This window comes from Nonomuraea endophytica, from assembly GCF_014203235.1.
Taxonomy (GTDB): Bacteria; Actinomycetota; Actinomycetes; order Streptosporangiales; family Streptosporangiaceae; genus Nonomuraea; species Nonomuraea endophytica.
On the sequence record NZ_JACHIN010000001.1, the window covers coordinates 1,517,467 to 1,532,151 of the forward strand.

A 14,685-nucleotide genomic window follows, 5' to 3' on the forward strand; every position below is an offset into this window, starting at 1 on the left:
TGAGGATACGTCGCTCCGCTATATGGCCGCAATTAATGACTTTGCCAAGGCGTTGGGATGAATCGGTAAAAAGCCGTAGTCTGGCGCGCATGTGGTCACAGCGAAGGGTGGTGGATTACGGCCTCGCCAAGCGGGCGGTGGTCCGCTCGGTGCGCTCTGGGCGCACTGTGCCCCGTGACGTCTGTGACGCACAGCCGTACCTCCTTCGCGCGGCGCGCCACCTAGGCGAGCCCACCGAACGCACCTGCCCGGTGTGCGAGAGGGAGAACGTCACCAACGTGACCTATGTCTATGGGGATTCCCTGGGCCGCCATGCTGGTCAAGCAAAGGCCACGTCAGAACTCGTCGACATGGCCCATGATTACGACGAGTTCAGGGTGTACGTCGTCGAGGTCTGCCAAGGTTGTTCCTGGAACCACCTGGCAGTCTCGTACGTCCTCGGCAACGGACCGCCTGACCTCGTCGGCCAACCGTGAGACCGAGGGCGGCGAGGAGCCTCACGCCCACCCGCCGTGCCATCCGACGACGATGCGAGGACGTGTGAGTTACAGCAGCAACGAGGGGACGGGACGCCAAGGAAGGCGCCGTCGCTCAAGCTCACCCCGTTCAGCTGCCTCTCAGGGGCAGACACCCCAGACCGGTTCCTGGGGTACGGCGCAGCCGCCACGTCGTCCGGAGGCAGCCTACGAGCAGACCGGCGCGATGGCCGCGCAGCAGGGGCAGGGGCCGGGCTTCGACCCGCCGCAGCCCCGTCGCGCCCAGCCCGGTCAACCCGGTCAGCCTGGACAACCCGGTCAGCAGGGCCAGCCCGGCCCACGTCCCGGGCAGCCTGGACAACCCGGCCAGCCTGGACAACCCGGGCAACCGGGGCGCCCTGGGGCGTACCCGGGACAGCCCGGCGCGCACCCCGAGCAGCCGGGCACGGGCCCGCAGCGCACCTCGCGCCGTCGCCCGCAGGAGCACCAGGACACCGTCGTGAGCCAGGTGCCGACCCGCCGCGGACGCGGCCGTGGCGGACCTGAAGGCCCGCCGCCGCCCGCCGGCCCCGGCAGGGGCGACGGCGAGGGCCGCGACTGGCGCCGGTTCCTGCCGAGCTGGAAGATCCTCGTGGTCGGCGTCGTGGTCGTGGCCGCCGGCGTGTTCGGCATGATCATGGTGGGCTACTCGCTCACGCCCATGCCCACACAGGCACAGGCGCAGGCCAACGTCGACGACCAGGGCAGTGTGATCCGCTACGCGAACGGCAAGGTCCTCGCGCGGATCGGCACCAAGCGCAAGCCGGTCGACAACATCTCCGAGATCCCCAAGCACGTCCAGGACGCGGTGATCGCCGCCGAGAACAGCTCCTACCGCGAGGACTCCGGCATCTCCTTCTCCGGCATGGTCCGCTCGCTGTGGAGCACCGCCACCGGCCAGCAGGTCCAGGGCGCCTCGACCATCACCCAGCAGATGGCGCGCAACTACTACGACGGCCTGTCCCAGGAACGCTCGCTGCAGCGCAAGGTCAAGGAGATCTTCGTCGCGGTCAAGCTGAACAAGTCGCTGTCCAAGGACCAGATCCTTCTGCAGTACCTCAACACCATCTACTTCGGCCGTGGCACCTACGGCATCGGGGCGGCGGCCGAGGCGTTCTTCGGCAAGAAGAAGGTGAGCGAGCTCACCCCGGAACAGGGCGCCTACATCGCCGGCCGCATCCAGAACCCCTCCTCCTTCGACGCCGCGGAGAAGTCGGGCAACCTGGAAGCCACCCAGTTCCGCTACACGTACGTGCTCGACCAGATGGCCAAGCTCGACCCCCAGGCGTACGCGAACCTGAAGGCGAAGTCGCCGGTCGCGCCCAAGCGCGTCAAGGACCGCCAGATCGACTACTTCAACGGCGTCGACGGCTACATGATCATGACGGCCATCAACGAGATGGAACGCAAGACCCGCATCGACCTTGACGAGCTCAAGACCGGCGGCTACGACATCAGGACCACCTTCGACAAGGACCTCATGGAGGCCGCGAAGCGGGCGGTCAACCAGCACACCCGCAACGCCCCCGACGAGGTCATGGCCACGCTGGCCGCGGTCAACCCCACCAACGGACGGGTCATCGCCTTCTACGGCGGCGACGACTACCAGTACGACGCGTGGAACGACGCGTTCCAGTCGGTGAAGCAGGCCGCCTCCGCCTTCAAGCCCTACGTGCTCGCGGCCTGGCTGGAGCAGGGCTACAGCCTGCGCAGCTACCTGCCGGCCAAGGGGCCGATCAAGCTGGAGGGCACCACCGAGATCGACAACGACCACGCCTCCGGCGCGGCCTCGGTCGACGTCATCAAGGCCACGGCCAGCTCCATCAACACCGCCTTCGCGAAGATGGGGGAGAAGGTCGGCCTCGACAGCGTGGTGGACATCGCGGCCCGCGCGGGCATCGACAGGGCGCGGCTGGAGAAGGTGCAGAAAGACCAGAAGTACCTGCTCACCATCGGCTCCGGCGGCGTGACCGCGGTCGAGCAGGCGGGCGGCTACTCGATCTTCGCCAACGCCGGCAAGCACATCGAGAACCACGTGATCATCAAGGCCACCAAGAAGACCGGCCAGGTCGTCCTCGACGAGAAGCAGTACTCATCGGTAAGGGTGATCTCCGAACAGGCCGCGGCCGACGCCACCGTCGCCCTGCAGGCCGTGGTCAAGAGCGGCACCGGCAGGAACGCCGCCCTGTACAACCGCCCGGTGGCCGGCAAGACCGGCACCAACAACGACAACAAGGACGTCTGGTTCGTCGGCTTCACCCCGCAGGTCTCCACCGCGGTCGGCATGTACCGCCAGCAGTGCAAGACCAAGGGCGGCAAGGTCGTGCGGCCCGTGCACGACAACTGCCCCTGGTACCGGGGCAAGGACTCGTCCAAGGAGAAGAAGTACACGCCGCAGAAGCCGTACTCCACGGCCTTCGAGGCCCCGCTGCCCGGCGGCTACCAGGGCGCCACCTACCCGGCGGCGATCTGGAAGACGTTCATGCTGGAAGCCACCAAGAACGACAAGGTCGAGCAGTTCCCGCCGCGCGCCGACTACGGAGTGCCGGAGAATCTGGCGCCCAAGCCCACTCCGACGCCCACGCGCACGGTCGACCCGGAGAACCCGTTCGAGGACCCGACCGACTGCCCGCTCCTCGACCCTGCCTGTGACGACGACGGCAACGTCAGCATCGACCCCAACGAGAACGGCTTCCCCGAGGACGACGGCATGATGGGCGGCGGCGCGACGGTTCCCGATCCGATGCCGAGCCGCCGCGAGGACGGATGAAGCCGCCTGTCCACATAAGGGCGGCTTCGTACCTGCCCCTGGGGTTGTTCGCCGCCCTGGGGGCGACGCTGGCGTACCTGGTCAGGCTGCCGTGCCGTACCGGCGGGTGGAACGACCAGGTCACCACCTACACCAACTTCTGCTACACCGACATCTACCCGCTCTACTTCGACCGGCAGTTGTCGACCGAGAACCCCTACTTCGCCCAGGTCCCCTTCGACAAGCAGGTCGAATACCCGGTCGTGCTGGGCGAGGTCATGCAGGGCATCGCCTGGCTGGTCAGGTCCGCGGGCGACGTGGCCACGCAGGGCGTGCGCTTCTACGACATCACCGTCGTGCTGCTCGGCATCTGCCTGGTGATCGGCGTGCTGCTGATGGCCGCGGTGGCCGGCCCGACCCGCCGCTGGGACGCCCTCTGGTACGCGCTCGCGCCGTCGGTCATCCTGGCCGCCTACATCAACTGGGACCTGGTGGCCGGCGCGCTGTCGATGGGCATGCTGCTGGCCTGGGCCAGGAAGCGGCAGGTCCTGGCCGGAGTGCTGCTCGGGCTGGCGATCGCCACCAAGTTCTACCCGCTGATGTTCCTGGGCGCGCTCTTCCTGCTCACGCTGCGCACCGCCCGATGGAGGCCCTTCCTCGTCACGCTGGTCTCGGCGCTGGCCGCCTGGCTCGTCGTCAACGTGCCGTTCATGATCTTCGCCTGGGACGGCTGGCGCCGCTTCTACGTCTTCTCCCAGGAACGCGGCGTCGACTGGGGCTCGCCCTGGCTGTTCTTCCAGAACAAGGGCTGGCCCGTGCTCGGCACCGCCGACGTGAGCCTGCTCGGCACCGCCTCGCTGGCCGTGCTCCTGCTCGGCATCGCGGTGCTCACGCTGGGCGCGCCGCGCCGTCCCCGGCTGGCGCAGATCTGCTTCCTGGCGCTGGCCGCGTTCATGATGACGAACAAGGTGTGGTCGCCGCAGTTCGTGCTGTGGCTGGTGCCGTTCGCGGTGCTGGCCAGGCCCAACTGGAAGCCGCTGGCCCTGTGGCAGGTGGCCGAGGTCTGGTACTTCTTCGCCATCTGGCTCTACCTGCTCGCCCAGCCGCCGCTGGACCGGGCCGACCTGGGCATCGGCGACGACACGTACTTCACCGCGGTGTGGGGCCGCGTGATCACCATCGGCATCATGATGGGCTTCGTCGTGCGGGACATTCTCCGTCCCGACAAGGACGTGGTACGGCAGGGCGGCGTCGACGACCAGATCGGTGGCGTCTTCGACGAGGCCCGCGACCGCTACACCCTGCTGCCCGCCTCTCGATGATCACTCGTTCGGCCGAGCGTGACGCGCTGCTGCTGTGGCTCGGCTCGCGCGTCGGACTGCTCGTGGCGACGCTGCTCGGCGTCTCGCTGCAGGACTATCTGGGCAAGTGGCGGGCCTGGGACGCCGGGTTGTTCGTCGTCATCGCCGAGCACGGCTACGACGGAGTACCCGGCCGGCCGCCGGACGCGGGGCTGCCCGCGTTCTTTCCCGGGCTGCCGATGGCGCTCCGGCTGGTGTACCTGGTCGTACCCGACTGGGCGCTGGCCGGGCTGCTGATCTCGCTGGTCGCCGGGGCGGTGGCGACGATCTTCCTGGCCCGGCTGGCCGTCTTTGAGGGCGGGACCGGCTGGGTGGCCGTGCTGGCGCTGCTTCTCTTCCCGACCGCCGTCTTCCTGGCCGCCGGCTACAGCGAGTCGCTCTTCCTGGCCTTCGCGGTGCCGGCGTGGCTGGCCGCCAGGCAGCGGCGCTGGCCGGTGGCCGCCGTGCTGGCCGCGGGCGCCTCGTGTGTAAGGATCACCGGGTTGTTCCTGGCGCTGGCCCTGTGGGTGGAGTTCGCCGCGTCCCGGCCCGCGCTCCGGCAGGCGCCTTGGCTGGCCGTACCGCTTCTGCCTTTGGCGGGGTATTCGTATTTCCACTACGCGCGCTCGGGCGACTGGTTCGCGTGGAAGCACGCGCAGGAGGCCGGCTGGGGCCGGGAGATGGTGTGGCCCTGGGAGTCGTTCGGCAAGACGTGGGACGCGGCCATGGGCGGGGACGAGTTCGCGGTCGCGTTCCGGATGGAGATCGCCGGGGTCGCCGTGGCGGTGCTGGGGCTGGTGTGGCTGCTCGTCCTGCGGCGCTGGAGCGAGGTCGTCTACTGCGGGCTGCAGGCCGGGGCGCTGATGACCTCGGCCTACTACCTGTCGATCCCGCGTTCGCTGCTGCTGTGGTTTCCCCTGTGGGTGGCGATCGCGCGGTTGCGGCACCGGTGGGTGATCGCGGCGTACGCCATGGTGTCGGGGCCGCTGATGGTGCTCAACACCGTGCGGTTCCTCACCGGCGCGTGGGCGGGCTGACGCCCTTACCCACTTCTGCGGCTCGGTAATCCAGGGAAGTTATCCACAGGCTGTGTATCAGAGGTTTTTGCGGAGGAAGGCGATGTCCTCCGCCTGGCCCGCCGCGGGGGTCTCGACGATGACGGGGGCGCCGGCCGCCCGGCAGACCGCGAGGATCAGCTCCGGGTCGATCTTCCCCTCGCCGAGGTTGGCGTGCCGGTCGGCGCCGGAGTCGAAGTCGTCGCGCGAGTCGTTGCAGTGGACCAGGTCGATGCGGCCGGTGATGGCCTTGACCCGGTCGACCAGGTCGACGAGCTCCTCGCCGCCGGCGTGGGCGTGGCAGGTGTCGAGGCAGAAGCCCACGTCGAAGCCGTCGAGCGCCTCCCACAGCCGGGCGATGCGCTCCAGCTTGCGGGCCATCGCGTTGCCGCCGCCCGCGGTGTTTTCGATGAGGACGGGGATGCGGCGCTCCTCCAGGCGCTCGAACACCTTGCGCCAGTTGTCGAAGCCGACCTGGGGGTCGTCGCTGTTGCCGACGTGGCCGCCATGCACGATCAGGCCCTTGGCGCCGAGGTCGGCGGCGGCCGTCAGGTGCTGGGTGAGCAGCTTGCGGCTGGGAATCCTGATCTTGTTGTTGGTGGTGGCCACGTTGACCAGATAGGGGGCGTGGATGTAGATCTCCACTCCCTCGACCGGCTTGTCCGGCAGGACCGGGCCCTTGTAGCCCTGGGGATCGCCGAGGAAGAACTGCACCACCTCGGCGCCGACCTCGGCGGCGTGGGCGGCGGGATCGTCCTGGTCGACATGAGCACCGATGAGCACCATGGCTTCGAGGGTAGCCGTTTGGTCCGACGTTCTCAGGGCAGTCGCCTGGAGCCCCCCGACCACCTGAGGAGCGTGATGGCGCTGTATCGCAGAGGCGTGAGCCTGATATTCCTGATCTACGTGCTCGTCGGGATCTACGTTGCGTGGATCCACGACTACATCACCCCGGCCCTGCTCAAAGACCTGGCCGAGGCGTTGCTGGCCGTTTTCCTGTGGTTCCTGATCCTGCTCGGTGTCGATCTGCACCTGGGCGGATGAGTCTGCGGGGCCCTTCGCGGCCCCTCAGACCTCTTTACGGAAGAGAACCGCTTTACGGAAGAAAGCCGCCTCGGGCGATGCCGAGCGCCACGCCGACGAACGCCGCCACGATGCCGATGATGTTGAGAACCCGTTCGCCCGTCGTCACCGAGACGTACTGCGAGTACAGGCCCATGCCGAAGCCGAGCGCGCCGGCCCACGACGCCACGGCGTGCCCGCCGGTGAAAAACGTCGCCACGAACGCCACGAGGCCGACGACCAGGGTGGCCACTGCCAGGGCGTTCTCACGCGGATGCGCGTGGCCGTCGCTGTTGAGGGCGAGCATGGAGCGTTCGCTGTCGGACGGTTCCAGCATGTGTGGCACGGTCACCACCCCCTTGTCCCTACAGGCCTTCCCATCCGTGAGCGGCTGGTAACCTGGTCGGGCTGCGTTGTGATTGACCTTTGGCGCCGAAAGGGGCGCCTGGGCAGAAACGTCAGCGTCCTCCTGTCACGACAGATCGTCGTGACCGCAAGAGTCCAGAGGAGGTTGGAGTCCCGCATGCGTCGTTACGAAGTAATGGTCATTCTGGACCCTTCGCTCGATGAGCGTACGGTGGCACCGTCCCTCGACCAGTTCCTCACCGTCGTCCGCAACGACGGCGGCACCGTGGAGAAGGTCGACGTCTGGGGCCGTCGCCGCCTCGCCTACGACATCGACAAGAAGTCGGAAGGCATATACGCCGTCATCGACCTGTCCGCGGAGCCCGCGACGGTCAAGGAGCTCGACCGGCAGATGAACCTCAACGAGGGCATCATGCGCACCAAGGTCCTGCGCCCGGACGTGCACTAACAAGCTTGTCTCCCGGCTTTTGTCGGGCGGCAGCCGTACTCTGAGCCGGTAACCCAAGAAGTTCAGGAAGGCTCCTAGCCATGGCAGCAGGCGACACCGTCATCACCATCGTCGGCAACCTCGTCGACGACCCGGAGCTGCGCTTCACCCCTACGGGTCAAGCCGTGGCTCGTTTCCGAGTCGCGTCCACTCCGCGGTTCATGGACCGCCAGACCAATGAGTGGAAGGACGGCGAAAGCCTCTTCCTGACCTGCAACGTGTGGCGTCAGGCGGCCGAGAACGCCGCCGAGTCGCTGCAGCGCGGCATGCGGGTCATCGTTCAGGGGCGGCTCAAGCAGCGGTCTTACGAGACCAAGGAAGGCGAGAAGCGCACGGTTTACGAGGTCGAGGTCGACGAGGTCGGCCCGTCCCTGCGCAACGCCACCGCCAAGGTCAACCGCACCTCCCGTCAGGGTGGTGGCGGTGGCGGAGGCGGCGGCTTCGGCGGCGGTCCCGCCGACGACCCGTGGGCCTCCGCGTCCCCGGCCCCGTCCCAGGGCGGCGGTTTCGGTGGCGGCGGTGGCGGCGGTCAGCAGCAGAGCGGCGGCGGCTTCGGCGGCGGCGGCAACGACTTCAGCGACGAACCGCCTTTCTAATCACCAGTCCACAAGCCCGAGTCCATTCCCGCATCACAGCGGGGCTCTGAAAGGAGCACCACGATGGCTAAGCCGGCACTGCGCAAGCCCAAGAAGAAGGTTTGCCTGTTCTGCCACGACAAGATCTCCTACGTCGACTACAAGGACACGGCTCTGCTGCGGAAGTTCATCTCCGACCGCGGCAAGATCCGTGCCCGCCGGGTGACGGGCAACTGCACCCAGCACCAGCGCGACGTGGCGACCGCGATCAAGAACGCGCGTGAGGTGGCTCTGCTGCCTTACACGAGCACCGCGCGCTAAGGGAGGTTTCGTCGATATGAAGCTCATCCTCACCAACGAGGTCTCCGGCCTCGGCGCCCCCGGCGACGTCGTCGAGGTCAAGGACGGCTACGGCCGTAACTACCTGATCCCGCGCGGCTTCGCGATCCGCTGGTCGCGTGGCGGCGAGAAGCAGATCGAGTCCATCAAGAAGGCTCGTGACGCCCGCGAGATCCGCGACCTCGGCACCGCCAAGGAGGTCGCCGGCCAGCTCGGCGCCCTCAAGGTCAAGCTGGCCACCCGCGCCGGCGACAGCGGCCGCCTGTTCGGCTCGGTCACCACGGGCGACGTCGCCGACGCGGTCAAGGCCGCCGGCGGCCCGATCCTCGACCGCCGCCGCATCGAGATCGTCAACCCGATCAAGAGCCTCGGCAGCCACAAGGTCAGCGTCAAGCTCCACCCGGAGGTCTCCGCCTCCATCGACGTGGAGGTCATCGCCGGCTGACGGCGCGCCTTCCCGTTCGGCTCAGGCCCTCCTCCGCTCCTGCGGTGGAGGGCCTTGGCGTTTTCTATCTGTCACACCGCCCCTATCCGTTACGGCTCCGCCCTCCCCCCGCCACCCGCCGACGCTGGCGGGCGCCGATCGTGGGGGTCGCTTCTCACGTCGGACGTGGTCCCCACCGCAACGGCTCACCTTCACCACCCACAACCACAACCGCCTACCGTGATGCCATCACCGCACCTGATCGGGACGTGGGGCGACTGCCCAGGGTTGGTGCTTCTGCGGGGGCCTTGGCCGGGTGATCGGAGTGGGCTGTTGCTGGGGGTTGGGGTTACGGGGTGTAAGGGCTGGTCGTGGCTTATTTCCTAGCTGACCTTAGTAGAATGTGGAACGTTCTTCCCCGTGTTCCCTGGAGGCTCAGCCATGGTCCGTCCCTCGATGCTGTTCGCGCTCGGCGCGCTCGCGGCCGCCACAGTCGCCTGTGCCCCCGCCGACAACACCACGGGCGCCTCCGCGGCACCCTCGGCCTCCACCGCCTGCACCAAGGACCAGCTCAAGCTCACCACCGCGGGCAAGCTGACGATCGGCACCGACAAGCCCGCCTACGACCCGTGGTTCAAGGACGACGATCCGGCCAACGGGCAGGGGTTCGAGAGTGCCGTGGCCTTCGCCGTAGCCGGTGAGCTGGGGTTCGACCGCGACGAGGTGCAGTGGAGCACGGTGAAGTTCGACTCGGCGTTCGCTCCGGGGCCGAAGAAGTTCGACTTCGACGTCAACCAGGTCTCGATCACGCCTGACCGGGCCAAGGTCGTCGACTTCTCCAAGGGCTACTACACGGTCAAGCAGGCGATCGTGGCTGTCGAGGGCTCCAAGTACGCGGGGGCGAAGAGCCTGGCGGAACTCAAGGACGCCAAGATCGGTGTCCAGGTCGGCACCACGTCGCTCGATGCGGTGAAGGACGTCATCCAGCCCGCCGACGACCCCAACGTCTACAACGAGCAGATCGACGCGGTCAACGCGTTGAAGAACAAGCAGGTCGACGCCCTCGTGGTGGACCTCCCGACCGCCTTCTACGTGACCGCCGCCCAGGTCGAGAAGTCCAAGATCGTTGGGCAGTTCAGCTCGACCGGGGGCACGCCGGAGGAGTTCGGGCTGGTCATGCAGAAGGGCAGCGCGCTGAAGCCCTGTGTTGACAAGGCCGTCGAGGCGCTGAAGTCCAAGGGTGAGCTGGCCAAGATCGAGCAGCAGTGGCTCGGCTCGGCCGCCGGGGCCCCGGAACTGAAGTGACCACCGCCTGGGTCAAGAGCGGTCGGCAGGTCGAGCGCGAGCGGGTCCGCAAGTCACGGGCCCGCCGTTCGGCGTCCGTGGCCACGGCGTCGACGATCATCTTCCTGCTGCTGATCGCGGGCGTGGTGGTCAACGCGCCGGGGTGGCCGCGGGTTCAGGAGACCTTCTTCAGCCCCGAGCACTTCGTCAGGGCGCTGCCGGACGTGCTCGAAGGCTTCATGCTCAACGTGAAGATCTTCCTGATCGCCGAGCCGTTGATCCTGGTGATCGGTCTGCTGCTGGCGCTGGTGCGGGGGTTGAAGGCCCCGGTCTTCTTCCCGCTGCGGGCGCTGGCGATCTTCTACGTCGACTTCTTCCGCGGCATCCCCACGCTGCTGCTGATCTACCTGATCGGGTTCGGTCTGCCCGCGCTCAACCTGCAGGGGATTCCGTCCGACGCGCCGACGCTGGGCATCATCGCGCTGACGCTGTCCTACAGCGCGTACGTGGCCGAGGTGTTCCGATCGGGCATCGAGTCCATCCATCCGAGCCAGGTTGCCTCGGCCAGGTCGCTGGGCCTGAGCCATGCGAAGACGATGCGGTTCGTGGTGGTTCCGCAGGCCACCCGGCGGGTCGTGCCGCCTCTGCTGAACGACTTCATCTCGTTGCAGAAGGACACGTCGCTGGTCGCGACCATCGGCGCCGTCGAGGCGCTGCGCGCCGCGCAGATCCACGCCGCCAAGACGTTCAACTACACCTCCTACCTGGTGGCGGCGCTGCTGTTCATCCTGCTGACCATCCCGATGGCCAGGTTCACCGACTACCTGGCCGCCCGAACCCAGAGGCGGCGTGGGGCATGAGCGTGCTGACGATCGAGGGCGTCTGGAAGAACTTCGACGGCCACCACGTGCTGCGGGGCATCGACCTGGAGGTCCACTCGCACGAGGTGGTCTGCCTGATCGGGGCCTCGGGTTCCGGGAAGTCGACCCTGCTGCGCTGCGTCAACCTGCTGGAAACGGTCGACGACGGCGCCGTTTACCTGGAGGGGCAGGAGATCACCGATCCCCGGGCGGACGTCGACGACGTGCGTAAGCGGATCGGGACGGTGTTCCAGGCGTACAACCTGTTCCCGCACATGAGCGTGCTCGACAACATCACGCTCGCGCCCCGCCAGGTCCACGGGATCGGCAGGCGGGAGGCGGAGGAGCAGGCGCGGGGGCTCCTGGGAAGGTTCGGGCTGGCGGACAAGGCCGAGGCCTATCCCGACCGGCTCTCCGGCGGCCAGCAGCAGCGGGTGGCGATCATCCGGGCGCTGGCCACGCAGCCTCGGCTGATGCTGCTGGACGAGGTGACGTCGGCGCTGGATCCGGCCCTGGTCCGCGAGGTGCTGGGGGTCATCAGGGAGCTCAAGGACACGGGCATGACGATGATCCTCACCACCCACGAGATGGGCTTCTGCCGCGACATCGCCGACACGGTCTGCTTCCTGGACGACGGCGTGCTGGTGGAGAAGGGCACGCCGGAGAAGATCTTCACCGATCCCGGCCATCCGCGCACCCGTGACTTCCTCAGCACCGTGCTGGAGTCGGGGCGGTTCTAGCGTCTGTGGCGGCCCCGGCCGACCTTGGCGTGGTTGGCCGCCAGGAGGCTGTGGCGCTTGCCGTACAGGAGATAGGCGACGAGGCCGAAGGCCATCCACAGCGCGAACCACCCCCAGGTGAGCACCTGGAGGTTCACCATCAGCCATACGGTCGCCACGATCGACAGGCCCGGCAGCCACGGCGAGAGCGGCACCGTGAAGCCGCGCTCCAGGTCGGGCAGGCGGCGGCGCATCACGATCACGCCCACCGCCACGAACAGGTAGGCGAACAGCGCGCCGAGCACCACGAGTTCCTGCAGCGTGAACACCGGCACGAACTGGGTGAGCAGCATCGCGATCACGCCGATCACCCACGTCACCCGCGACGGGGTGTGGAAGCGGCGGCTGATCGTGGCCAGCCCGCGGGGGAGCAGGCCGTCGCGGGCCATCGAGAACATCACGCGCGTCTGCCCGACCAGCAGGACCAGGATGACGGTCGTCAGCCCGAGCACCGCGCCGATGTCGATGACGTGCACCATCCAGTCGACGCCCGCGATCCGGAACGCTCCGGACAGGGGCGCGTCGACGTCGATCTGCGCGTACGGCACCATGCCGATCATCACGATCGCGACGCCGAGGTAGATGACCGTGGCGATCACCAGGCTCCTGATGACGCCTTTCGGTACGGCCCGCCGTGCGTTGACCGTCTCCTCCGCCGCCGTGGTCACCAGGTCGAAGCCGATGTAGGCGAAGGCGATCGCCGAGGCGGCGGCGAACACCCCGAACCAGCCGAACGTCTGGCTCTGCCCGAACACCACCTCCAGCACCGTGTCCGGCGGCGTGGGCGAGGGTTTGGCCTCGACGAAGAAGTCGCCGAAGTTGGCCACGTCGATGTGCATCGCGCCCACGACCAGCACGGCCGCGATGGCGAGCAGTTTGGCGCTGACGATCACCCACAGCGCCCGCAGCCCGACGTGCGCGCCCAGCGAGACGATGCCGGTCAGCAGTGCCAGGATGAACAGGGCGAAGCCATCGGAGAACGCCTCCGGGTACGGCAGGCGGATCCCGAAGTCGGTCAGCAGCTGCGCCGCGTACAGGGCCCACGCCCTGGCCACGACCGCCGAGGCGAGCTGCAGCTCCAGGATGAGCGCCCACCCGATGACCCACGCCCAGACCTCGCCGAAGATGACGTAGGCGAAGGTGTAGGCGGTGCCGGAGGTCGGCATCGTGGACGACAGCTCGGCGTAGCACAGGGCCGCGAGCAGGCAGGCGATGCCGGCGATCATGAAGGACAGCAGGACGCCCGGCCCGGCGGCGGTCGCCGCCTGCACTCCGGCGACGCTGAAGATGCCGGCGCCGATCGTCGCGCCCAGGCCGAGCACCACAAGATCGGCGGGACGGTAAAGTTGCGCGAGGCGGTGCCGGGCACCGGTGCGTAACCCGGTGGCCTCGGACGGTGGTAAACGGCGCATGATCGTGGACAAAGGCAACCCACTCAGCTCTGTGAACTCGCTCACAGTGCCTCACCGCTCACCCGACGACAAGCACGGGACGGTTACGCCCCGGTCACCAGCCATGCAGTGCCGGCGGCCCGCCGTACCAGCGTGATCAGTCGTGCAATCATCCACACCCCTAGCGCGCACCAAAGAGCAACGATGCCCCATCCGGCGGCGAACAGCGCGGCCGGAAGATAGGCGAGCGTCGTCCACACCCCCGCCCACGCCAGGTACTTCTGGTCGCCCGCGCCGATGAGCACGCCGTCGAGGACGAACACGATCCCGCAGATCGGCTGGAAGAGCGCGACCGGCCACAACACCGCCAGCAACTCCGCGGTGACCTGCGGGTCGGCGGCGAACAGCCCCGGCACCCACGGCCTGGCCGCCAGCACCAGCGCGCCCAGCACCACCCCCGACCACAGGCCCCAGCGCACCATCCGGGTGGTGGCCGCCCTGGTCGCGGCGACGTCCCCGGCGCCCAGCGCCCGTCCGGTGATCGCCTGCCCGGCGATGGCGATCGCGTCGAGTGCGAAGGCCAGCAGCGTCCAGACCTGGGTGGCGATGGCGTACGCGGCCAGTTCCGGCCGGCCCATGCGGGTGGCCGCCACGGTCGCGACGATCAGCACCACGCGCAGGCAGACGGTCCGCACCAGGAGCGCGAACCCGGCCGTGCCCGCCTGCCCGATCCCCGCCCAGTCGGGGCGCAGTGCGACGCTTCGGGCCCGCGCCCCCCTGACCACGATCACGAGGTAGACGGCGGCGCCAGCGGTCTGGGCGATGACCGTGCCCCAGGCCGAACCTGCGATGCCCCAGTGGAGTCCGAGGACGAACCAGGCGTTGAGCGCGGCGTTCAGCGCGAAGGAGCCGATCGCGACGACGAGCGGGGCGAGCGTGTTCTGCAGGCCACGCAGTACGCCGGTGCCGGCCAGCACCACGAGCATGCCCGGGGTGCCGAGCAGGCTGATGCGCAGGTAGACGACGGCCTGCACGGCCTGGTCCGGGGCCGCGCCGAACAGGCCGACCACGGCGGGCGCGAGCGGCCAGCCGACGAGGATCACGGCGAGGCCGATGCCGATCGCCAGCCAGAGGCCGTCCACGCCGCTGCGCATGGCGCGCGCATGCTGCCCGGCTCCGGTGAGGCGGGCGACGGAGGCGGTGGTGCCGTAGGCGAGGAAGACGCAGAGGTTCACCACGGTCGCGAGGACGGTGCCGGCGACGCCCAGCGCGCCGACCGCGGTGGTGCCCATGCCGTGGCCGACGATGGCGTAGTCGGCGAGCAGGAAGAGCGGTTCGGCGACCAGTGCCCCGAAGGCGGGCACGGCTAGTCGGAGAATCTCCCGATCCTGGGTGGTAATGGGCATTTGTCTAGTATGAGCCTTACACGGCGTGTCGCGGCAACTTTCTTTCCTCCACA

General features: G+C 68.3%; 17 protein-coding genes. 12 read left to right on the top strand and 5 right to left on the bottom strand.

Annotated features, from left to right (window positions below; translation table 11 throughout):
* Positions 1–89 precede the first annotated feature (89 nt).
* A complete protein-coding gene (locus HNR40_RS07335) occupies positions 90–476 on the top strand; it encodes a DUF5318 family protein (RefSeq protein WP_184959142.1) in 387 nt (128 codons plus the stop codon).
* A 130-nt stretch (positions 477–606) separates the two neighbouring features.
* Here HNR40_RS07335 and HNR40_RS07340 read toward each other — a convergent pair whose 3' ends face one another.
* Positions 607–963, bottom strand: coding sequence for a hypothetical protein (locus HNR40_RS07340; protein WP_184959143.1), 357 nt, complete (start codon positions 961–963; stop codon positions 607–609).
* Positions 964–975: 12 nt separating this feature from the next.
* On the opposite strand from HNR40_RS07340, the gene HNR40_RS07345 reads away from it, so the two are divergent.
* From HNR40_RS07345 to HNR40_RS07355, 3 genes are read left to right on the top strand one after another with little or no spacing between them, the layout of a single operon-like run.
* Positions 976–3,285 carry a transglycosylase domain-containing protein gene (locus HNR40_RS07345; RefSeq protein ID WP_184959144.1) on the top strand — a complete coding sequence of 770 codons (2,310 nt, stop codon included), beginning with the start codon at positions 976–978 and terminating at the stop codon, positions 3,283–3,285.
* Positions 3,282–4,586: a glycosyltransferase family 87 protein gene (locus HNR40_RS07350; protein WP_184959145.1), complete on the top strand. Its 1,305-nt coding sequence runs from the start codon at positions 3,282–3,284 to the stop codon at positions 4,584–4,586. The genes HNR40_RS07345 and HNR40_RS07350 overlap by 4 nt, the downstream gene beginning before the upstream one ends.
* Positions 4,583–5,641 carry a mannosyltransferase family protein gene (locus HNR40_RS07355; RefSeq protein ID WP_184959146.1) on the top strand — a complete coding sequence of 353 codons (1,059 nt, stop codon included), beginning with the start codon at positions 4,583–4,585 and terminating at the stop codon, positions 5,639–5,641. The genes HNR40_RS07350 and HNR40_RS07355 overlap by 4 nt, the downstream gene beginning before the upstream one ends.
* Positions 5,642–5,698: 57 nt before the next feature.
* Here the strand turns inward: HNR40_RS07355 and HNR40_RS07360 are convergent, their stop codons facing one another.
* Positions 5,699–6,445 carry a deoxyribonuclease IV gene (locus tag HNR40_RS07360; RefSeq protein WP_184959147.1) on the bottom strand — a complete coding sequence of 249 codons (747 nt, stop codon included), beginning with the start codon at positions 6,443–6,445 and terminating at the stop codon, positions 5,699–5,701.
* Positions 6,446–6,541: 96 nt separating this feature from the next.
* Here HNR40_RS07360 and HNR40_RS07365 point away from each other — a divergent pair, with 96 nt between their 5' ends.
* Entirely contained in the window at positions 6,542–6,703 is a 162-nt protein-coding gene (locus tag HNR40_RS07365; protein ID WP_312896221.1) for a hypothetical protein, read from the top strand.
* A gap of 52 nt (positions 6,704–6,755) precedes the next feature.
* Here the strand turns inward: HNR40_RS07365 and HNR40_RS07370 are convergent, their stop codons facing one another.
* Complete coding sequence (locus HNR40_RS07370; RefSeq protein WP_184959148.1) at positions 6,756–7,058, bottom strand: hypothetical protein; 303 nt, start codon at positions 7,056–7,058, stop codon at positions 6,756–6,758.
* Between the two features lie 186 nt (positions 7,059–7,244).
* On the opposite strand from HNR40_RS07370, the gene rpsF reads away from it, so the two are divergent.
* The 7 genes from rpsF (at position 7,245) to HNR40_RS07405 (ending at position 11,796) form a co-directional block, all read left to right on the top strand.
* On the top strand, positions 7,245–7,535 hold the full coding sequence (gene rpsF, locus HNR40_RS07375; protein ID WP_184959149.1) for a 30S ribosomal protein S6: 291 nt from the start codon (positions 7,245–7,247) through the stop codon (positions 7,533–7,535).
* 80 nt (positions 7,536–7,615) lie between these two features.
* Entirely contained in the window at positions 7,616–8,170 is a 555-nt protein-coding gene (locus HNR40_RS07380) for a single-stranded DNA-binding protein (RefSeq protein ID WP_184959150.1), read from the top strand.
* A 63-nt stretch (positions 8,171–8,233) separates the two neighbouring features.
* Positions 8,234–8,470 carry a 30S ribosomal protein S18 gene (rpsR, locus tag HNR40_RS07385; protein WP_020543048.1) on the top strand — a complete coding sequence of 79 codons (237 nt, stop codon included), beginning with the start codon at positions 8,234–8,236 and terminating at the stop codon, positions 8,468–8,470.
* 16 nt (positions 8,471–8,486) lie between these two features.
* A complete protein-coding gene (gene rplI / locus HNR40_RS07390; protein ID WP_184959151.1) occupies positions 8,487–8,933 on the top strand; it encodes a 50S ribosomal protein L9 in 447 nt (148 codons plus the stop codon).
* A 420-nt stretch (positions 8,934–9,353) separates the two neighbouring features.
* A complete protein-coding gene (locus HNR40_RS07395) occupies positions 9,354–10,217 on the top strand; it encodes an ABC transporter substrate-binding protein (protein WP_184959152.1) in 864 nt (287 codons plus the stop codon).
* Positions 10,214–11,056 (top strand): amino acid ABC transporter permease, encoded by an 843-nt coding sequence (locus HNR40_RS07400; RefSeq protein ID WP_312896222.1) that lies wholly within the window; start codon positions 10,214–10,216, stop codon positions 11,054–11,056. The genes HNR40_RS07395 and HNR40_RS07400 overlap by 4 nt, the downstream gene beginning before the upstream one ends.
* Complete coding sequence (locus HNR40_RS07405) at positions 11,053–11,796, top strand: amino acid ABC transporter ATP-binding protein (RefSeq protein WP_221339954.1); 744 nt, start codon at positions 11,053–11,055, stop codon at positions 11,794–11,796. The genes HNR40_RS07400 and HNR40_RS07405 overlap by 4 nt, the downstream gene beginning before the upstream one ends.
* Here HNR40_RS07405 and HNR40_RS07410 read toward each other — a convergent pair.
* Both HNR40_RS07410 and HNR40_RS07415 read right to left on the bottom strand, forming a co-directional pair.
* On the bottom strand, positions 11,793–13,247 hold the full coding sequence (locus HNR40_RS07410; RefSeq protein WP_184959154.1) for an APC family permease: 1,455 nt from the start codon (positions 13,245–13,247) through the stop codon (positions 11,793–11,795). The two genes, HNR40_RS07405 and HNR40_RS07410, sit on opposite strands and share 4 nt — an antisense overlap.
* Before the next feature lie 83 nt (positions 13,248–13,330).
* Entirely contained in the window at positions 13,331–14,632 is a 1,302-nt protein-coding gene (locus HNR40_RS07415) for an MATE family efflux transporter (protein ID WP_184959155.1), read from the bottom strand.
* Positions 14,633–14,685 lie beyond the last annotated feature (53 nt).